Here is a 19,181-nt window from a genome sequence, read left to right as displayed (position 1 = left end):
CGATGAATTCTGGTCCACCTTTTCATCAATCGGAGTCGAAGTTGGTTGATTGAACCAGCGATCGAACTGGTCTCAGGAGGGCACCACATGCGCGCAAGAAGACTGACCGGATCCCTGGCCTGTCTCGTGGTATTGACGTTGACGGCGGCCGGCTGCGGCCTCTCCGGCGGCTCCGACGACGGCGACGCCACCGCCGGCGGCTGCACGGTCGACAAGGCCAACGTCGGGTCCGGCAAACTCTCGGGCGACATCAAGGGCAAGATCACCTTCCAGACCACCAACCTGAAGAAGGACTTCGGGGACTTCTTCAACGGAGTGATCAAGGACTTCGAGAAGGCCCACCCCGACGCCTCGGTCAAGTGGATCGACGACCCCGGGGACAACACGTTCACCACGCGCACCGTCGCCGACGCCCAGGCCTGCACCCTGGCCGACGTGATCAACGTCAACGCCGAGACGGCGACCGCCCTCACCAAGTCCGGCTACCTGCTCGACGTGGGCACCAAGGACCCCGACGCCTCCAAGCCCTTCGTGCCGGCGTTCTGGAAGTCCAGCACCTTCAAGGACGCCTCGGGCAAGTCGATCCACACCGTGCTGCCCTGGTACACCGGTGGCGTCCTCCTGACGTACAACACCGACCTGCTGAAGAAGGCCGGCGTCGACCCGGAGAAGCCGCCGACGACCATCTTCGGGCTGTTCGCCGACTACGAGAAGATCGCCAAGGCGGGCGACGGCAAGTACTACGCGACGACGGCCAACCCGGTGTCGCGGATCCCGGCGGACTTCGACCAGATGGGCATCAAGGTCCTCTCCACCGACGGCAAGTCCGCCACCTTCGCCGACGATCCGCGCACCACCGAGTGGGTCGAGTGGATGGCGAAGCTGTACAAGGAAGGCGCGATGCCGAAGGACTCCCTGTCCTCCAACAACGACCCCTCCACGCTCTACAGCCAGGGCAAGATCGCCTACGGTTCGACGAACCCGAGTTTCGTGCGCTTCGTGCAGCAGAACAGCCCGTCGGTCTACGCCAAGACCGCCGTCGGCCAGCAGCCCTTCGACGCGCTCGGCCACACCACGGGGGCCCCGCAGTACATAGCGGCCGCCGCGACCAGCAAGAACGCCCCCACGGCGCTGGCGTTCGCGGAGTTCCTGACCAACGCCGAGAACCAGACGGCCTGGTGCAAGGACCCGAAGGTGGTGATCTTCCCGACGACCACCGAGTCGCTGGACGACCCGTTCTTCCAGAACGTCACCGGCAGCGACCCGTTCTCGGAGGCCCGCAAGCTGGTCGCCGAGCAGTTGAAGACCACCACGGCCTACCAGACCGTTCTCTCCCCGTCGGTGCAGAACGCCATCGTGTCCCAGGTGCAGCTGGCCATGCAGGGCAAGAAGAGCGCGGCGGACGCGGTCAAGGACGCCCAGGAGAAGGCCAACGAGCTGCTGAAGCAGGGCAGTTGACGGTGACGGCACAGATCACGAACCCGGTGTCCGTGCCCGGTGTGGAGGCCACGTCCTCCGCGCCGGGCCCGGCCCCGTCCCGCGCCCGCCGACTCGCCCGGGCCGCCCTGCCCGGCCCCGCTCCGGGCGCCAACGGGGCGGCGATGTACCGCCGTTGGTGGCTGCCCTGGCTGTGGACCGCTCCCGCGATCGTCTGCGCGGTGGTGTTCGGGGTGTTCCCGTTCCTCAACACACTCCTGTTGTCGTTCACCAACGCCAAGCCGCTTGGCGGCGCCGCGAGTTTCGTCGGGCTCGACAACTACACGCGGATGCTGCACGACGACGACTTCTGGCTCGCCACCCGCAACAGCATTCTGTACGCGGTGATCGTCGTCCCCCTGATGGTGTTGCTGCCGCTGCTGCTGGCCGTCCTGGTGGAGAAGAACCTGCCGGGCATCGGCTTCTTCCGCTCCGCCTTCTACACCCCGGTCCTCGCCTCCAGCGTGGTCGTGGGTCTGAGCTGGCAGTGGCTGCTGGCCGACGACGGGCTGGTCAACACCTGGCTGGAGAAGGCCCATCTGATCAGGGACGCCATCCCGTTCCTGTCCGACTCCTGGCTGATCCTGCTGTCCGCGATGGGCCTGACGCTGTGGAAGGGGCTCGGCTGGTACATGGTCTTCTACCTGGCCGCGCTCGGGAACGTGCCGAAGGAGCTGCACGAGGCGGCGTCCATGGACGGCGCGGGTGCCGCTCGCCGCTTCTGGCACATCACGGTCCCCGGGGTACGACAGGCCATGATGCTCGTCGGCACACTCACCGGCATCGGCTCGCTGCGGGTGTTCACCGAGATCTACATGCTCGGCAGCTCCACCGGCGGCCCCGGCGGCGCCGACCGCACCCTCCCCTTCTACATCCGGGACGTCGGCCTGGACCCGATCACCGGCAACGCCGGCTACGGCTCGGCCGTCAGCGTGGCCCTGTTCGCGCTGACGCTGGGGCTGACCCTGCTGGCGCAGCGCCTGACGAAGGAGGACGAGTCATGACCACGGCTGTGGAGAAGCGCCGGCGCCTGATGCCACGCTGGCGGGACTACGGCCGCCCCCGGGAACTGTTCGTCCGCTACCTGCTCCTGTTCCTCGTGCTCGGCCTCACCGTCGGCCCGCTGCTCTGGCAGTTGCTGGCCTCCCTGAAGAGCACCAGCGAGGACGTCTTCGGGGCGAACGCCACGCTGCTGCCGGAGCATCCGACCCTGCGGGCCTACCGGACGGTCTTCGAGCAGGTGCCGGTGGCCACGTACATCAGGAACAGCATGATCGTGGTCGTCCTGTCGGTCACCAGCCAGCTGGTGTTCTCCACGACGGCCGGCTACATGCTCTCCAAGCCCGGCTGGAAGGGCCGCAAGGCGGTCTGGGTCGTACTCATCGCCTCGATGATGTTCCCCTTCGAATCGATCATGGTGTCGCTGTTCCTGAGCATCCGCGACCTGGGCCTGGTCGACAGCCTGGCGGGCGTGTGGCTGCCCGGGTTCGTCGGCGCCATCAACGTCCTGCTGATGCGCGGCGCGTTCCTCGCGGTACCGCGCGAGATCGAGGACTCGGCCATGCTCGACGGCGCGAACGAGTGGCAGCGCTTCCGGTATCTGTACCTGCCGTCCGCGTGGGGCGCGATCATGGTGGTCGTCATCAACACCTTCATCAGCGCCTGGGACGACTTCCTGTGGCCGCTGATCGTGCTGCGCTCGGAGAGCAACATGACGCTGACGCTGGGGCTTTCGCGGCTCCAGAGCTCGTCGTTCGGCTACGACCAGCGGATGGTCATGGCCGGTTCGGTCATCTCCGTGATCCCGGTGCTGGTGCTGTTCGTGATCACGCAGCGGTGGTTCTACAAGGGCGTGTCCTCGGGAGCCGTCAAGTTCTGAGGTCGCTGAGGCCTCTGAGGTCCAGCACGACGGGTACGGCGGTGAGCGCGGCCCGGGCCGACTCCGCGACGCGAATCTCGACGGAGTCGGCCGGGGCCATTTGGCTTTCATCGAGGGTCATGGCGACCGTGCGACGCTCGCCCGGCGCGAGGCCGACACCCTCGAACGCGCACAGTTCGAGGGTGCGCGGCCATACGGGGGTGATCAGGCGCCTCAGATAGACCTGGACGACTGAACGACCGTACCGGGCCCCGGTGTTGATGACATCGACCTCGACGGTACGGCCCGACAGTCGTGGCGTGCCGTACTCGAAGGTCGTGTACGACAGCCCGTGCCCGAAGGAGTGGAGCGGCTCGGCGCTCTCGTCGACGTAGGCGCCGTACTCGGTGTCCTTGTGGTTGTAGTAGACGGGGAGTTGGGCCACCGAGCGCGGGATCGAGACGGGCAGTCGGCCGACCGGTTCCGTGAGTCCGAGCAGCACTTCGGCGATCGCCTCACCGCCCCACGGGCCCGGGTACCAGGCGGTGAGCAGCGCGGCGGCCGTGTCGGGCACGACGTGCGGGCGGCCCTGGATCAGGACGACCGCGGTGGGCGTGCCCGTCGCGACGACGGCGTCCAGGAGCGCGTGCTGTGCGGCGCCGAGCCGCAGTCCGGCCAGATCGGCGCCCTCGCCGCAGGTCATCTCCGAGGCGGCGGTCAGGGCCGCCCCGTTGGCGTCGAACTCGGTCTCGGGCGTACGGGCGCTGCTGCCGCCCAGCACCAGCACGGCGAGATCGGAGGCGGCGGCCGCGGCGACCGCCTCGGGGATCGCGGAGAGGTCGTCGCCGGTGAGGGCGCAGCCGCGGGCGTGGCGGATGTCGATACCGGGCGGGGCGTGCCGTCGTAGCGCGTGGAGCACGGCGGCGCCCGTGTCGGGACGCTGTGGTGCCGTGTAGTCGCCCAACTGGTGGGCGGTGGTGGCGGCTTGGGGACCGATGACGGCGATACGGGAGACACTCGCGGCCCGAACGGGGAGCAGGTCCCCGTCGTTGCGGAGGAGCGTGACCGAGGCTCTGGCGAGGTCGGTGCTCAGGGCCCGCCCGCGTTCCGGGGAGGGCAACTCCGTTGTGGCGTAGGGCTGTTCGAAGAGGCCGAGGCGGAACTTGAGGCGCAGGACGCGGGCGACGGCGGTGTCGAGGGCCTCCTCGCCGACCAGGCCGCGCTCGACCGCCGTCTCCAGATGTGTGAAGCCCTCGTCCCAAAGGCTCAGGTCGACACCGGCGTTGAGCGCGAGGGCACCGGCGGACACCTTGTCGCCGGTGATGCGGGCCAGCCGGTCGACGGCGAGACCGTCCGCCATGACCAGGCCCTCGAACCCCCAGCGTTCTCTGAGGAGTTCGGTGAGCAGCGCGCGGTTGCCGGAGCAGGGCAGGCCGTCGACCTCGTTGTAGGCGGCCATGACGGCGGCGGCCCCGGCACGTACGCCGACGCGGGCGGCGGGCAGGTGGATCTCGTGCAGTTCACGCGGCCCGAGGTCGGACTCGGCGGAGTTGCGGCCGCCGACGGTGGCGCCCTGCCCGGCGAAGTGCTTGAGGACGACGGGGGCCTTGTCGGCGGCGAAGACGCCACCCGATCCCTGCATCCCCCGGACCAGCGCCTCCGTCAGCCGGGCGGCCAGGTAGGGGTCCTCACCGAAGCACTCCTCGGTACGGCCCCAGCGGGGATCGCGGGCGATGTCGAGAGCCGAGACGAGGGCGACATGGCCGCCGCGGGCGCGCAGTTCGGCGGCGGCGTGGGCGGCGGCGGCCTCGTACAGCTCGGGGTCCCAGGTGGCGCCGACGGTGAGGTTGACGGGCAGGACCGTGGCGTCCAGGGCCATGAGGCCGTGCGGTACCTCCTCGACGAACAGCGCCGGGATGCCGAGGCGGCTGCGTTCCAGGACGTGACGCTGCACCAGGTGGGCGAGGACGGCGCCGTCCGCCGCGCCCGCCCCGGTGGTGTGGTCTACGCCGGACCAGGAGTCGGCGCGCAGCAGTCCGTAGAGGGCGCCGAGTCCGGCGAAGCGGTCGGTCTCGGCGTACAGGGCGTCGGTGAGTTCGAAGTCGCCGTCGGGGGTGCGGCGGTAGGCGTCCCAGCCGTACATCCGCTGGTTGAGCTGGCCGACCTTCTCCGTCAGCGTCATGCGGGAGAGCAGGTCGCGGACGCGGGCCTCGATCGGGGCGGCCGGATCCCGGTAGGTCGGGGTCACCGTCCGCACTCCGTCATGGCGAGGGCCACGGCTCCCGGACAGCCGTCCGCCACGCGGTCGACGGTCAGCCCGAGGAGGCGGAGACGGTCGGTGACGGGGGTGAGGAGCGGCCCGTCCGGGCCGAGCAGGCCGCCGGTGGCGACGACCCGTTCGCCTGGGCGCGGCCCCAACGCCCGCAGGGTGTCGGCCAGTTGCCCAGCGGCCTCCTGGAGGATCGCCTCGGCGACGGCGTCCTTGTCGCGGGCGGCCTCGGCCACCAGCGGGGCGAGGAGGGCGAGTTGGACCGGGGGCCGGGCCATGACGGCGGGCAGCACATGCATCCGGTAGACCTCGCGCCGCTCCCGGGACCACTCCTGACCGTCGTACGGCAGCGCCTCGCCCGGCAGACCCAATGCCCGCCCGACGGCAGCGGCCAGCAACGTGGGTCCACCCCGTCCGTCGGCCATGCGCAGGGCCGCGCGGACCGCGCTGCGGCCGATCCAGAAGCCGCTGCCGTCGTCGCCGAGGAGCCAGCCGTCGCCGCCCGCGGTGGCGGTGCAGCGGCGTCCGGTGATGCGGGCCGCGACCGCGCCGGTGCCGGCCACGAGGGCGAGCCCGTCGGCGGGGAAGCCGGGGGCGGAGGCGAAGGCCACCTCGATGTCGCTGTAGATCTCGACCGACACCGCGGTGATACCGAGGCGCCCCAGCGCGGCGGTCAGGGCGGCGTGTGCCCTGAGCCGGCCGGGCTCGTCGGCGGCGGTCCGCGAGGCGCCCGCGAAGCCACCCGCCACCGCCACCACGCTGCCGCGCAGCGCTTCCGGGACCGCCTGGGCGACGGCGTCGGCGAGGTGGTCGGTGAGTTCGGGCACCGGAACGGTCAGGGCGTTGCCCGGCGCTCCGGTGCCCTCGCCCTGCGGGCGGCCGTCGTGCGCGGTCGCCAGGACGGCGCGCGTGCGGGTGCCGCCGGCATCCAGGCCGACCACGAATTCCTGGTTCAAATTATTACTCATCGACGACTATGGTGGTTGATACATTCGCCGGACACAAGGCCCCACCCCGGTCGTCGAGGAGGACCCCATCAGCACTCCCCCCGCCCCCGCGCCCCGCTTCGGCGTCAACTACACCCCGCGCCGCGGCTGGTTCCACGCCTGGCACGACTTCGACCCGGGGCACGCACGCGAGGACCTGGCACAGATAGCCGGGCTCGGCCTCGACCACGTCCGGATCTTCCACCTCTGGCCGCTCCTCCAGCCCAACCGCACCCTCATCCGCTCCACCGCCGTGGAGCAACTGGCGCACCTGGTCGACCTGGCGGCCGAGACCGGTCTCGACGTCATGGTGGACGGCGTCCAGGGCCACCTGTCGAGCTTCGACTTCTACCCGGAGTGGACCCGCAGCTGGCACCACCGCAACGTGTTCACCGACCCCGAGGCGATAGAGGCCCAGGCAGACCTCCTCCGCACGCTCGGCCGCGCCCTGGCCGACCGCCCCAACCTCATAGGCCTCCAGCTCGGCAACGAGCTCAACAACCTGGTGGAGCACAACCCGGTCACGGTCCAGGAAGTCGACCACTACCTCGACACGCTGCTCACCGCCGCCCGCGAGGGCCTGTCCACCGCTCCCCCGGACCGCCTGGTCACCCACTCCGCCTACGACGCCGCCTGGTACGGCGACGACCACCCCTTCACCCCCGAGGCCTCCGCCCGCAAGGGCGACCTGACCACCGTCCACCCCTGGGTCTTCTCCGCCAACTGCGCCCGCCTCTACGGCCCGAGCTCCCCGCAGGTGCACCACCTGGCGGAGTACGGCACGGAACTGGCCAAGGCCTACGCCACCGACCCGGCTCGCCCGGTCTGGGTCCAGGAAACCGGCGCCCCCGAACCACACATTCCCGCCGCGAACGCCCCGGACTTCGCCCGCGCCACCCTCCTCAACGCGGCCGAGTGCACGGGCCTGTGGGGCGTGACGTGGTGGTGCTCCCACGACGTGGACCGCGCCCTGGCCGACTACCCCGAACTCGAATACACGCTGGGCCTGTTCGACTCGAAGGGCCACCCCAAGCCGATAGCGCAAGCACTGGCGGACACGATCACGGAACTACGCACCAAGCCGCGCACGGCGCCGGTACGCGAGACGGCCCTGGTCCTGGAGTGCACGCGGGCGACTCGATCGATGTCCGGCCCGGGCGGCAAGTACTTCGAGGAGTGGATGCGCCTGCGGCAGGAGGGCACCCGCCCGGCGGTGGTCCTGGCGGAACGGGCAGAGGACGAGAGCTACTTGGCAGCACGGGGCATCACCAAGGTCCTACGGCGCCCCTGACCCAACGCACGCTCCAACTTACCTAGGGGCGCGGGGAACTGCGCGACCAGCCACAGCCGACCGGCACCCGTCACACAACAGGCCCCCCACTCAGCACTTCCGCCAAGGCCCGCAAATTAACCCGGCCCCGCCCAAACGAACAGACCACCCCACCCTCCGGCATCCCGGTATCAACCCGCACCACATCCCCCCGCCGAGCCACCACCGCATCCCGCAGCCGCTCCTGCCAGGGATAAAGCCCGGCATCACACGTGGCGACAACCAACGGCGCGTCCCCAGCCTGCCGCAGCACCTCGTCAACCACCGCACCCAGATCCTCAGGCTCCCCGGCAACAGCGGTACCCCCCGCCGCGGAATCAACGAGACGCACCGCGGTCAGCAAATCCTCCCCACCCCAGTTGAGCGCAGGATGCGGCTCCGGAAACAGGTCGACGACATGCGCGCCGCGCACCCGCAACGGCACGACGCCCCCACGCCGTACGGCGATCCGCGCCGCCTCCAACCCGGCCCCGGAGTCCCACGCCCCAACCACCTCGACAGGTGTCGCATACCGCTCGACAAGCCGCCGCACCCGCCCCGCGGCCTCCCACACCCGCTCCTCGGACAGTTCACCGGCACGCACCGCATCGACCACGGCATCCCGGCAGGCCAGCGTGACCCCCAAGTCGGCTACGGCAACGATGACTTGGTCGGCCCCCGCCGCAAGCGCAAGCCGCGCACCCGCGGCCTCGCCGTAACGGTCGGCGATCGCTTTCATCTCCAGCGCGTCACTCACCAGCACCCCGTCGAAGCCGAGTTCGTCACGCAGCAGCCCACTGAGAATGCGCGGACTGAGCGTGGCGGGCAGGTCGGGATCCAACGCCGGAAAGACGACGTGCGCGCTCATCAGCATCGGCACACCGGCGTCGACGGCCGCGCGGAAGGGAGCGAGGTCGAGTTCGTCGTACGGTCGCGGGTCGACCGCCATCTCGTGGTGGCTGTCGGTGACGGTGCCGCCGTGGCCGGGAAAGTGCTTGGCGCAGGAGGCGATGCCGCGTGCCTCGGTGGCGGTGATCCAGGCGTGCAGGTGGCGGGAGGCAAGGTCGGGGTCGGCGCCGAAGGAGCGGGTGCGCACGATCGGGTTCAGCGGCTGGTGCTGGAGGTCGGCGACGGGGGCATAGGACGCGGTGATGCCGAGCGTGGCGAGGTGCGCGGCGAGCGCGTCGGCGCACCGGGCGGTGAGCGAGGGGTCGTCGACGACGCCGAGCGCGTAGGAACCGGGGACCTCGGGCGCGCCCGCACTCACCAGGTGGCCGATGCCGCCGCCCTCGTTGTCGATGGCGACCAGCAGATCGGGGCGCAACGCCCGCAGCGTGTCGGTGAGTTCACGGACCTGCCCCGCGTCGCGCACGTTGCGGGTGAACAGGATGACCCCGCCCAGGCCGCGGTCGATGAGGCGCTTGAGGGGGTCGGGAACGCTCGTGGTGCCGTCGAATCCGGCGACGAGGCAGCGATGGACCGCCTCGTCCAGGTCGGAGGACAGGGCCGGGCCGGCGGGGACGTGCTCGCTGGGGGTCACCCCGGAAATCCTCTGGCTCGATCAGCCAAATGTCAACGACTTCATGGATCACTGATTCAGTGGAGCATTCCCGCGCACGAGCCGGGATCGTGGAGCCATGGAAAGGGAGCGGTTCGACGTGTGGGCGGCCGGGTCCGCCTACGAGCAGTACATGGGCCGGTGGAGTCGACTGATCGCAGACGAGTTCACCACCTGGATCGACGGCGCTGAGGGACTCCGATGGCTCGACGTCGGTTGCGGCACCGGTGCGCTGTCCTCGGCCGTGTCCGCCCGGGCCCGGCCACGGCAGGTGGTGGCGTGCGATCGGTCGGAGGCGTTCGTACGCTCGGCAAGGACCAACGCTCCCGCCTCCTGCGTGCACTACGTCGTGGCGGACGCGATGTCCCTGCCCGTGCGCGCCGAGGCGTACGACGTGGCCGTCAGTGGCTTGGCGCTGAACTTCGTCCCGGCGCCCGCCAAGGCGGTTGCCGAAATGATCCGGGCGGTCAGGCCGAACGGCCTGATCGCGACGTACGTGTGGGACTACGCCGAAGGCATGGAATTCCTGCGCCGTTTCTGGACCACAGCGGTCGACCTCGACCCGGCCGCGGCATCGCTCGACGAGGCCCGCCGCTTCCCCGACTGCCGACCGGAACCACTCCGCTCGCTGTGGACCGACGCGGGCCTCACGGACGTATCCGTGACTCCGCTCGAAGTACCCACCGTCTTCACGGACTTCACCGACCTGTGGGAACCCTTCCTGGCCGGCCAGGGCCCCGCACCGGGCTACGTGGCCGCCCTCGCCCCAACCGAACGGAACCGACTACGTGACGCGCTCGCGGCGTCGGTCCCGGAGCAGCCGGACGGCTCGATCCCACTGACGGCCCGCGCCTGGGCGGTGCGGGGCCGTAAGTGGAACTCCGCGAGCACGGCCCCCGCCCTCACTTGATGACCGCGTTCGCCACGACGACCACCAGCCCGAGCATCGCGTCCACCACCCCGATCAGCACGGCGACACCCCAACCACGCCCCGACCACCGGGCGGTGACCAGGCCCAGGCCAAACAGGAGCGCGATGTTCAGGACGAACGCCGGGTACTCGACCCCGTCCGCCGACCACCAGCCCCAGCCCGCCCCCGCGAGCACAAGGACGGTGGGAAGCACGGCCGCGACCAGGGGCCACTCGTCGGCGAGGGTCCGCAGCACGGTACGCAGGGCGGCCCAGCCCCGGTGCGGCCCCCGCTCGGCGATGATGTGGGCGTAGCCGTGCGCCAAGGCGGAGGCCAACGCGGTCACCAACAGCCACAGGGCGTCGTAGCGGCGGCTCGTGCGGGAGGTGTGGCCGTACTGGGTGAGCGCGGCGACCATGGCACACGCGAGTACGGAGCCGTAGACACCCCCGAACAGCACGGCCGACCGTGTGTCGTGCGGGGGCGGCTCGGGGAGTGCCGCCGGTTTCGCCACCATGGGGGCTCGCTTCGGGGACGTAGGGACTTGTCCCCTGAACGATCACCCGGCACCTTCACCCGCGCCACTGGACACGGTGTCCGCGCGCGCCCTCCGCTACCCCACACTCTGTCGGCGCCCGAACGGCGTTCGCGCTGGTTAGGGTCGTGCCATGACCCACAGCTTCGTGATCCACATCCCCGACGCCGAGCTCGAACCCGAGCCGCTCGACCCGGAGCAGATCGTCTCCGGGGAGCCCGAGGTGACCGGGAAGGTCGTCTGGGAGTCGGAGGACGGGCGGCAGGTTCGGGGGGTCTGGCAGATCACGCCCGGGGTGGTCACCGATACCGAGGCGGACGAGCTGTTCGTGGTGATCAGTGGGTCGGCGACCATCGAGGTCGAGGGTGGGGCGACGCTGAACGTCGGTCCGGGGGACATGGCCGTGCTGCGTGCGGGCGACCGTACGACGTGGACGGTGCACGAGACCCTGCGCAAGGCGTACGCCATCAACCTCGCGGTGCCGTCGTCCCTCTGATCTCCAGCGTCGGCACGGCCAGCCGGACGCTCCCTTGGCTTCCTGGCGTGTCGAAGCGGTCCAGGAGGCAGCGGGCCGCGCGGCGGCCCACCTCGTGGCCGGCGTTGTCGACGGTGGTGAGCCAGACGTGGCGCAGGCGGGAGATGCTCGTGTTGTCGTAGCCGACGACGGACAGGTCGTCCGGGACGCGGAGGTCCAGTTCCTCGGCTGCCGACAGGACGCCGACGGAGGCGATGTCGTTGACGGCGAAGACGGCGGTGGGCCGGTGGGCCGGGGCGCGGCCGAGCAGCCGGACGGTCGTCCGGTAGCCGCCCTCCTCCGTCATGTCGCTCACCTCGACGAGCGCGCCGTCCGCGAGACCGTGCGCCCGCATCGTCGCCTCGAAGCTGCGTCGGCGCAGCTCGCCGACGACGCCGTACCCGGCGATGTGCGCGATGCGCCGGTGGCCGAGCCCGATGAGGTGCTCGGTGACCAGCCGGGCGCCCTGCTCGTCGTCGCCCGCGACCACGTCGACGCCCGGCGGGACCGGCTCGCGCGCACCGGCGACGACCACCGGAATCCGCTCGGCGACCGCGCCGAGGGCCGCCGGATCGGGCAGGGTGCCGACGACCACCAGGCCGTCGACCTGAAGGTCGAGGAAGGGGCGGGCGAGGTCCTCGCCTATGCGGCGGTTGAGGCGGGCGTCGGCCAGAAGCATGTGCAGGCCGTTGTCGTGCAGGAGCGAGTTCAGGCCGTCCAGGAGGTCGACGAACCACGGGTTGCGCAGGTCGTTCAGGAGGACGCCGACCGTGCGGGTGCGCTGTTCGCTGAGGCTTCGCGCGGCGGCGTTCGGCACATAGCCGAGCTCCCGTACCGCCCGCCGCACGGCCTCCCGCTTCTCGGGACGCACCTGCTCCGAGCCGCGCAGCACGAGGGAGACCAGCGACTTGGAGACGCCGGCGCGGTCGGCAACGTCGCGGATCGTCGGGGGTCTCATGGCATGGACCGTTCCATGGGAGTCGTCAGCTGTCAAAGGGGCTTGACACCTGCGGGACATCGCGCTCAGGGTGGGCTGGACAAGGAATGGACCGGTCCAAAGAGGGGCTGTCATGGTGAGCACGCTCGGTGTCGCTGTCGTCGGGTTCGGCTGGATGGGGCGGGTGCACACCCAGGCGTACGCGCGCGTGCCGCACCATTTCCCGCAGCTGCCCCGGCGTCCGGAGCTCGTGACCGTCGCCGAGGAGGTGCCGGGACGGGCCGAGGAGGCCGCCGCGCAGTACGGGTTCGCCTCGACCACCCGCGACTGGCGCGCCGTGGCCGCCGATCCCCGCGTCCAGGTCGTCAGCATCACCGCCCCGAACTTCCTGCACCGTGAGATCGGCGTCGCGATGGCGGAGGCCGGGAAGCACATCTGGATCGAGAAGCCGGTGGGCCTGACGGTGGCGGACGCGGGTGCCGTGGCCGACGCGGTCGCCAAGGCCGGTGTCCAGGGCGCCGTCGGCTTCAACTACCGCAACGCGCCCGCTGTCGAGGCCGCCCGCGAGCTGATCGCCTCCGGCGAGCTGGGCACGGTCACGCACGTCCGCGTCCGTCTCTTCAGCGACTACGCGGCGCATCCCGACGGCGCCCTGACCTGGCGGTACGAGCGTGAGCGCGGCGGCAGCGGAGTGCTGGGCGACCTCGCCTCGCACGGCGCCGACCTGGCCCGGTATCTGCTCGGCGACATCGCGTCCCTGGCCGCGGACACCGCCGTCTTCATTCCCGAGCGGGCCCGCCCCACCGGCGCCACCGCCGGCCACACCCTGGCCACCGGAGGCGAACTCGGCCCGGTCGAGAACGAGGACTACGTCAACTGCCTGCTGCGCTTCGCCTCCGGCGCGCGCGGCGTCCTGGAGGCGTGCCGGGTCTCGGTCGGCGAGCAGAACAACTACGGCTTCGAGGTGCACGGCACCAAGGGCGCGGTCTTCTGGGACTTCCGCCGGATGAACGAGCTGGGCGTCAGCCGCGGTACGACGTACCAGGACCAGCCGGTCAGCACGGTGTACGTCGGCCCGGGCGACGGCGAGTTCGGCGCGTTCCAGCCGGGTGCCGCCAACGCCATGGGCTACGACGACCTGAAGGTCATCGAGGCGTACCGCTTCCTGCGCTCGGTCGCCGAGGGCACGCCGCATGGGGCCACGCTGCCGGACGCCGTGCACAGTGCGGCCGTACTGGAGGCGATGTCCCGCTCGGCGGAGAGCCGGTCCTGGGTGGACGTGGCGGTCAGCTGACGTTCGTCTGCGGCGGCATGTTGTACGGCGTGACCACCTGGATCGCGGACGGCAGCATGGGGCCGGCCGGCGGTAGTGCGCCGTGGGCCCGCATGACGGTGTGGCAGGCGTCGCGCATGTCCTGGCGCAGGTCGTGGTGGAGGACGGCGGACAGGCGTTGCTCGCGCAGCAGCCTGGTGTTGTCGTGGTCCAGGTCGTGCGCGACGAAGACGGCGCATTCGCGGCCCAGGTCCTCGAAGGCGCGCAGGGTGGCGATGTTGCCGCCGCCGATGGAGTAGACGGCGCGGATGTCGGGGTCGCGTTTCAGGGCGGCGTGGACGAGGTCGTACTGGGTGGAGTCCAGGCCCTGGCCCTCGGTGATCTCGACGAGTGCGCGGTCGGGGTGCTTCGCCCGCATGGCGCTGCGGAAGCCCATCTCGCGCTCCTCCTCGTTGCGGAAGAAGCCGCTGCTGAGGCTGGTGAGGACGTTGCCGGGGCGATCGCCCAGCCACTGGCCCATGAGATAGGCGGCCGTGGCGCCGGCCGCCCGGTCGTCGATGCCGACGTAGGCGAGCCGTGCGCTGGCGGGCAGGTCGGTCACCAGGGTCACCACCGGTATGCCGACCGCCACGAGCCGGCCGACGGCCGCGGTCACCTCGGGCACGTCCGGGGCCTTGAGGATCACGCCCTGCGAGCCACGCCTGGCTATCCGGTCCAGGGTCCTGACCTGCTCCTCCGTCGGGCCGGTCTCCCGGAAGTGGAAACGTGAGCGCAGGACGGCCGGGTGCAGGGACGGCAGCTCGGCCTCCAGGGCGGCGCGGACGGCAGTGGTGAAGCGCTCCGGCGCCTGCATCACGATGTCGATCATGAACGTACGGCCGACCAGCCGGACCTGGGCGCGCTGCCGGTCCAGGTCGGCGATGGCCTGGCGCACCTCGCGCTCGGTGCTCTCGCGGACCCCGCCCCGGCCGTTCAGGACACGGTCGACGGTGGCCTCGCTCAGGCCTGCCTGACGTGCGATCTCCCGGATCGGGAAGGGGTGACCCATGGGCGCGGGGCTCCTCGGTTCCTTGAGGGGTTTTTGAAGGCTTCCTGCTGGTTGTTCGATGGGTTTGTACTGACAAGAATGACAGAGCCGCACCACCTCATGACCCGAGGGGACGACGATGTCCTTCACTCCCGCAGAACACCGCGCCTGGCTATCCGAGCGCGACTGCGATCTCGACGCCTTCCGCGCGCTGGTCGAGCAGCCGACCGACCTGGCGGGTTTCCCGTACGCCTCCTCCGTCGAGCGGAACGTCCTCGTCTACGACAGCGACCGCCTCCGCAAGGCCGTGGCCGCCGGCGAGCGCCGCGAGGTCCAGGCCGAGCTGGTCCGGGCGTTCGACGAGGGGCCCGGCATCGTGGTTCTCCAGGCCGCTTTCCCGGACACCTCGGTCGTGGACCGTACGACGGCCGTGTTCGACGCCCTGATCGCCGAGCAGCGAGCTTCTGGCGCGAGCGCCGGGGACCACTTCGCCAAGCCGGGGGCCAACGACCGTGTGTGGAACGCCCTGGAGAAGGCCGCACTCTACGACCCGGAGGCGTTCGCCGACTACTACGCGAACGACATCCTGGCCCTGGCATCGGCGGCCTGGCTCGGCCCCGGCTACCAGATCACCTCGCAGGTCAACGTGGTCAACCCGGGCGGCGCGGCGCAGACCGTACACCGGGACTACCACCTGGGCTTCCTCACCAACGAGGTCGCGGCCGGCTACCCCGCGCACGTGCACCGCCTCTCCCCCGTACTCACGCTCCAAGGGGCGGTCGCGCACTGCGACATGCCGGTCGAGTCGGGGCCGACGCTGTATCTGCCGCACTCCCAGAAGTTCGAGCCGGGCTATCTCGCGTGGCGACTCCCGGAATTCCAGGCCTACTTCGAGGCCCACCACATCCAACTCCCCCTCGCCAAGGGCGATGCCGCCTTCTTCAACCCCGCGCTCTTCCACGCGGCCGGCACCAACCGCTCGGCGGACATCCGGCGCATGGCGAACCTGCTCCAGGTGTCCTCGGCGTTCGGGCGGGCGATGGAGACGGTGGACCGCGAGGCGGTGAGCAACGCGGTCTTCCCGGTGCTGCTGCGGCGCAAGGCCGAGGGCGCGGACGAAGAGTGGCTGGACACAGTCGTCGCGGCCTGCGCCGAGGGCTACCCCTTCCCCACCAACCTCGACAGCGACCCGCCGGTCGACGGACTGGCGCCGCCTTCGCAGGCCGACGTCGTCCGCCGTGCGGTACGCGAGGAATGGACCCCGGAGGCGCTCCGCGAGGAGCTGCTGGCCGGTGCAGAGCGACGCGAGAGCTGAGGAACACCATGGGACTACTCGACGACAAGATCGTCCTCGTCAACGGCGGCAGCCAGGGCGTGGGTGCCGCCATCGCCCGGGCCGCGGTGCGCGAGGGTGCGGTGGTGGCCGTCACCGGTCGCCGCCCCGAGCGCGGTGAGGCCATCGTGGCCGAGCTGACCGAGGCGGGCGGCAAGGCGATGTTCGTACGCGCCGACCTGTCGGACGCCGAGCAGGCGAAGGCGGCCGTGGCCGAGGTGATCGCCGCGCACGGTCGCGTCGACTGCCTGGTGAACTCCGCCGGGCTCACCACCCGCGGCACGCTGCTGGAAACCACGCCCGAACTGTTCGACCAGCACATCGCGATCAACCTCAAGGCGCCGTTCTTCGCGATGCAGGCCGTGGTGGCCGACATGCTGGCGCGCAAGGCGCCGGGCACCGTCGTCAACATCGGCTCCAACTGCGCCCACGGCGGGCCTCCCCACCTGGCGGCGTACTCCGCGGCCAAGGCCGGTCTGGCGGGCCTGACCCGCAATGCCGCGCACGCTCACCGCTTCGACCGGGTCCGGATCAACGACCTGAACATCGGCTGGACCGCGACCGAGGGCGAGGACGCCACGCAGAAGGCCTTCCACGGTGCCGGGGACGACTGGCGGGAGGAAGCCGCGGCGAAGCTGCCGATGGGCAAGCTCGGCCAACCGGACGAGATCGCCGACTTCGTGGTGTTCCTGCTGTCCGACCGGTCCGGCGTGGTCACCGGTTCGGTGATCGACTGGGACCAGAACGTCCTCGGCGCACTCGACTGACTCCCCTTGTAAGACACCCGCACCTCCCAAGGAGCAACACCCTCATGCGTATCGGAATCCTCGGCCTCGGCCGCATCGGCGCCTTTCACGCCGAGACCCTCTCCGGACTCGACGCCGTCGAGTCGCTCGTCCTCACCGACCCCTTCGCGGACGCCGCCAAGACCGCCGCGGAGCGGTTCGGCGGCGAGGTCGTGGACTCGCCGGAGGCCCTGCTGGCGGCCGGCGTGGACGGCATCGTGGTCGCGGCCGCGACGGACGCCCACCCCGGGCTGATCCTGGCCGGGGTCGAGGCCGGCATCCCCGTCTTCTGCGAGAAGCCTGTCGCAAAGACCATGGCCGAGGGCGTCCAGGTACTCAAGGCCGTCGAGGACAAGGACGTGCCGATCCAGATCGGCTACAACCGCCGCTTCGACGCCGGATTCGTCGCCGCCCGCGCCGCCGTGCACAGCGGCGAGCTGGGCAAGCTGCACACCGTACGGTCGACCACACTCGACCCCGCGCCGCCGCCGGCCGCGTACATCGCCGCCTCCGGCGGCATCTTCCGCGACTGCAGCGTGCACGACTTCGACATCATCCGCTGGGTGACCGGCCGCGAGGTGACCGAGGTGTACGCCGTCGGCGGCAACCGGGGCGCCGACTACATCAAGGAGGCGGGCGACGCCGACACCACGGGCGCGATCCTCACCCTCGACGACGGCACGATCGCCGTGGTCTCCAACTCCCGCCACAACGCCCGCGGTTACGACGTCCGCATGGAGATCCACGGCTTTACGGACTCCATCGCCGTGGGCCTGGAGGACAAGCTCCCGCTGCGCTCCGTCGAACCCGGTGTGACCTTCCCGGCCGGTACCCCGCACGACTTCTTCATGGACCGCTTCACCGCCGCCTACCGCGCCGAACTCACCGCGTTCACCGAGGTCGTGGCGGGCACCCGCACCTCCCCCTGCACGGTGGCGGACGCCCTTGAGGCCGGCTGGATCGCCGACGCGTGCACGCTGTCGCTGCACGAGCACCGCCCGGTGACGATCGCCGAGGTCCGCACCGTCTGACGACGCGGACCACGGAAGGGGGGCGGCCGGGTGAACTCCGGCCGCCCCGACCGGTTTTCAGGGCTGCAGCGGCATGCTCCAGCAGTTGGAGGAGGCGGGCTTGCCGGACAGCCGGTCCGTCAGCCACGAGATGGCGGAACCCTGGTCGGTGAGCAGGGGCGCGAAGTGGTTGAGCAGGGGGTCGCCGACGCTGGGCAGCAGCACCGGCTGGTAGGTGACGTCTGCTCCCTTGCCGCACCAGGCGACGGCGAGTTGGCGTGCCTGTGCGTGCGGGACGAGGTTGTCGGCGATGCCGGTGGCCAGGCGGACCGGGCTCGTCGGCTTCAGGGTGCCGATGCGCTGCTCGGCCAGGAAGGCCTCGACGGCGGGCTCGGAACGGATGATCTCGCTGATGGACCGGCCGTCGTCGGTCCACGCCGTGCTGTGCGCGAAGCCGTAGGTGAAGAGCGCGTCGGCGACGCACATGGTCGACAGGTCGGTGAGCGCGGCCCTGCCCGCGTCGTTGAGATGTGCCTCGGCGATCGGCTTCAGGGCGGGGTCGGTCTGGAGGAACCCGTTGAGGGACCAGCCCAGGGCGCCCGCGAGTTCGGTGCCGTCGATGGCCTCGGTGACCGCGTCCAGGTCGGCTGGCGGGGCGCCGGCGTAGGTGCCGGACAGGGTGAGCTCGGGGGCGTAGACGGGCTGGAGTTCGGCGGCGGCAGCCGTGGCACCGCCGCCCTGGCTGTAGCCGAACAGGCCGACGCGCGAGGCGGAGGTGACGGACGCGCCGTCGAGGGCACGGGCGGCGCGGACGGCGTCCAGTACCGCGTGCGCCTCGTCGACGCGGTTGACGTAGGTGTGCAGCCGGTCCGTGGCGCCGAGGCCGACGTAGTCGGTGACGACTACCGTGACGCCCTTGGCCAGCAGCCGGTAGATCGACAGGTCCTCGTAACCGATCGACACCGTCTCGCCGTTGAGCTGGATCGGATGCTCCAGGCCCATGGAGGCCGAGCACTGGTCGCCCTGTCCCATGGTGCCGGGCGCCACGGCGACGAGCGGTCTCGCCCCGGAACCCGTCCAGGCGGCCGAGGGCTCGATGTAGGCGCCGGTCACCGCGACCGGTTCCCCGTTGGAGTCGGTGGACTTGTACATCAGGCGGGTCGCGGTGCCCGGCAGCGGTCCGTCCAGGCCGGGCAGGCTGAGGGCGAGCGGCAGTGGCTCGCTGCGGATCAGCGTGCCGTTGGCGTCGGGCAGGGAGGCGGGCGGGTTGTAGAACGCGGGGATCGTGACACCACGGGACACCACGGTGTCCGTTCCGGTGGCCGCGGCGGCGGGCAGGGCCTGGGCACCGAGGCAGGCGGCACAGGCCGCGACGAGCAGGGCTCTTCCTAGGGGCATGGC

General features: G+C 70.9%; 17 protein-coding genes. 10 read left to right on the top strand and 7 right to left on the bottom strand.

Features of this window, described 5'->3' with window-relative positions; translation table 11 throughout:
* Nucleotides 1-87 precede the first annotated feature (87 nt).
* From AC5DRG_RS45220 to AC5DRG_RS45210, 3 genes are read left to right on the top strand one after another with little or no spacing between them, the layout of a single operon-like run.
* On the top strand, nucleotides 88-1,458 hold the full coding sequence (locus AC5DRG_RS45220) for an extracellular solute-binding protein (RefSeq protein WP_491805940.1): 1,371 nt from the start codon (nucleotides 88-90) through the stop codon (nucleotides 1,456-1,458).
* A gap of 2 nt (nucleotides 1,459-1,460) precedes the next feature.
* Nucleotides 1,461-2,480: a carbohydrate ABC transporter permease gene (locus tag AC5DRG_RS45215; protein WP_491805938.1), complete on the top strand. Its 1,020-nt coding sequence runs from the start codon at nucleotides 1,461-1,463 to the stop codon at nucleotides 2,478-2,480.
* Nucleotides 2,477-3,355 (top strand): carbohydrate ABC transporter permease, encoded by an 879-nt coding sequence (locus AC5DRG_RS45210; protein ID WP_491805936.1) that lies wholly within the window; start codon nucleotides 2,477-2,479, stop codon nucleotides 3,353-3,355. Before AC5DRG_RS45215 ends, AC5DRG_RS45210 begins: the two co-directional genes overlap by 4 nt.
* Here AC5DRG_RS45210 and AC5DRG_RS45205 read toward each other — a convergent pair.
* Both AC5DRG_RS45205 and AC5DRG_RS45200 read right to left on the bottom strand, forming a co-directional pair.
* Nucleotides 3,345-5,516 (bottom strand): glycoside hydrolase family 3 N-terminal domain-containing protein, encoded by a 2,172-nt coding sequence (locus tag AC5DRG_RS45205; protein WP_491813337.1) that lies wholly within the window; start codon nucleotides 5,514-5,516, stop codon nucleotides 3,345-3,347. The two genes, AC5DRG_RS45210 and AC5DRG_RS45205, sit on opposite strands and share 11 nt — an antisense overlap.
* 62 nt (nucleotides 5,517-5,578) lie before the next feature.
* Nucleotides 5,579-6,571 carry an N-acetylglucosamine kinase gene (locus AC5DRG_RS45200; RefSeq protein ID WP_491805934.1) on the bottom strand — a complete coding sequence of 331 codons (993 nt, stop codon included), beginning with the start codon at nucleotides 6,569-6,571 and terminating at the stop codon, nucleotides 5,579-5,581.
* 22 nt (nucleotides 6,572-6,593) lie between these two features.
* On the opposite strand from AC5DRG_RS45200, the gene AC5DRG_RS45195 reads away from it, so the two are divergent.
* Nucleotides 6,594-7,880 (top strand): glycoside hydrolase 5 family protein, encoded by a 1,287-nt coding sequence (locus AC5DRG_RS45195; protein ID WP_491813336.1) that lies wholly within the window; start codon nucleotides 6,594-6,596, stop codon nucleotides 7,878-7,880.
* Between the two features lie 70 nt (nucleotides 7,881-7,950).
* On the opposite strand, the gene AC5DRG_RS45190 is transcribed toward AC5DRG_RS45195, so the two are convergent.
* Nucleotides 7,951-9,438 carry a glycoside hydrolase family 3 protein gene (locus AC5DRG_RS45190; RefSeq protein ID WP_491805932.1) on the bottom strand — a complete coding sequence of 496 codons (1,488 nt, stop codon included), beginning with the start codon at nucleotides 9,436-9,438 and terminating at the stop codon, nucleotides 7,951-7,953.
* A gap of 97 nt (nucleotides 9,439-9,535) precedes the next feature.
* On the opposite strand from AC5DRG_RS45190, the gene AC5DRG_RS45185 reads away from it, so the two are divergent.
* A complete protein-coding gene (locus tag AC5DRG_RS45185) occupies nucleotides 9,536-10,366 on the top strand; it encodes a class I SAM-dependent methyltransferase (RefSeq protein WP_491805930.1) in 831 nt (276 codons plus the stop codon).
* Here AC5DRG_RS45185 and AC5DRG_RS45180 read toward each other — a convergent pair.
* On the bottom strand, nucleotides 10,359-10,883 hold the full coding sequence (locus tag AC5DRG_RS45180; protein WP_491805928.1) for a hypothetical protein: 525 nt from the start codon (nucleotides 10,881-10,883) through the stop codon (nucleotides 10,359-10,361). The two genes, AC5DRG_RS45185 and AC5DRG_RS45180, sit on opposite strands and share 8 nt — an antisense overlap.
* 151 nt (nucleotides 10,884-11,034) lie before the next feature.
* Between AC5DRG_RS45180 and AC5DRG_RS45175 the strand changes: the two genes are divergently transcribed.
* Entirely contained in the window at nucleotides 11,035-11,397 is a 363-nt protein-coding gene (locus AC5DRG_RS45175; RefSeq protein WP_491805926.1) for a cupin domain-containing protein, read from the top strand.
* Here AC5DRG_RS45175 and AC5DRG_RS45170 read toward each other — a convergent pair.
* On the bottom strand, nucleotides 11,369-12,373 hold the full coding sequence (locus tag AC5DRG_RS45170; protein ID WP_491805924.1) for a LacI family DNA-binding transcriptional regulator: 1,005 nt from the start codon (nucleotides 12,371-12,373) through the stop codon (nucleotides 11,369-11,371). The two genes, AC5DRG_RS45175 and AC5DRG_RS45170, sit on opposite strands and share 29 nt — an antisense overlap.
* A gap of 112 nt (nucleotides 12,374-12,485) precedes the next feature.
* Here AC5DRG_RS45170 and AC5DRG_RS45165 point away from each other — a divergent pair, with 112 nt between their 5' ends.
* On the top strand, nucleotides 12,486-13,646 hold the full coding sequence (locus AC5DRG_RS45165; protein WP_491805922.1) for a Gfo/Idh/MocA family protein: 1,161 nt from the start codon (nucleotides 12,486-12,488) through the stop codon (nucleotides 13,644-13,646).
* Here the strand turns inward: AC5DRG_RS45165 and AC5DRG_RS45160 are convergent.
* Nucleotides 13,639-14,673 (bottom strand): LacI family DNA-binding transcriptional regulator, encoded by a 1,035-nt coding sequence (locus tag AC5DRG_RS45160; RefSeq protein ID WP_491805920.1) that lies wholly within the window; start codon nucleotides 14,671-14,673, stop codon nucleotides 13,639-13,641. The genes AC5DRG_RS45165 and AC5DRG_RS45160 overlap by 8 nt on opposite strands.
* 118 nt (nucleotides 14,674-14,791) lie before the next feature.
* On the opposite strand from AC5DRG_RS45160, the gene AC5DRG_RS45155 reads away from it, so the two are divergent.
* The 3 genes from AC5DRG_RS45155 to AC5DRG_RS45145 are packed head-to-tail and all read left to right on the top strand — an operon-like array spanning nucleotide 14,792 to nucleotide 17,801.
* Nucleotides 14,792-15,967, top strand: a complete 1,176-nt coding sequence (locus AC5DRG_RS45155) for a phytanoyl-CoA dioxygenase family protein (RefSeq protein WP_491805918.1) — start codon at nucleotides 14,792-14,794, stop codon at nucleotides 15,965-15,967.
* 8 nt (nucleotides 15,968-15,975) lie between these two features.
* The gene (locus AC5DRG_RS45150) at nucleotides 15,976-16,752 is read left to right on the top strand and encodes an SDR family oxidoreductase (RefSeq protein WP_491805916.1); all 777 of its coding nucleotides are present in this window, start codon (nucleotides 15,976-15,978) and stop codon (nucleotides 16,750-16,752) included.
* 44 nt (nucleotides 16,753-16,796) lie between these two features.
* Nucleotides 16,797-17,801: a Gfo/Idh/MocA family protein gene (locus AC5DRG_RS45145; RefSeq protein ID WP_491805914.1), complete on the top strand. Its 1,005-nt coding sequence runs from the start codon at nucleotides 16,797-16,799 to the stop codon at nucleotides 17,799-17,801.
* Between the two features lie 57 nt (nucleotides 17,802-17,858).
* Here the strand turns inward: AC5DRG_RS45145 and AC5DRG_RS45140 are convergent, their stop codons facing one another.
* Entirely contained in the window at nucleotides 17,859-19,178 is a 1,320-nt protein-coding gene (locus AC5DRG_RS45140; RefSeq protein WP_491805912.1) for a lipase family protein, read from the bottom strand.
* Nucleotides 19,179-19,181 lie beyond the last annotated feature (3 nt).

It is taken from the genome of Streptomyces sp. JLBG701, from assembly GCF_058544905.1.
Note: the sequence above shows the minus strand (reverse complement) of the source record. Positions and strands in the feature narration are given on the sequence as shown.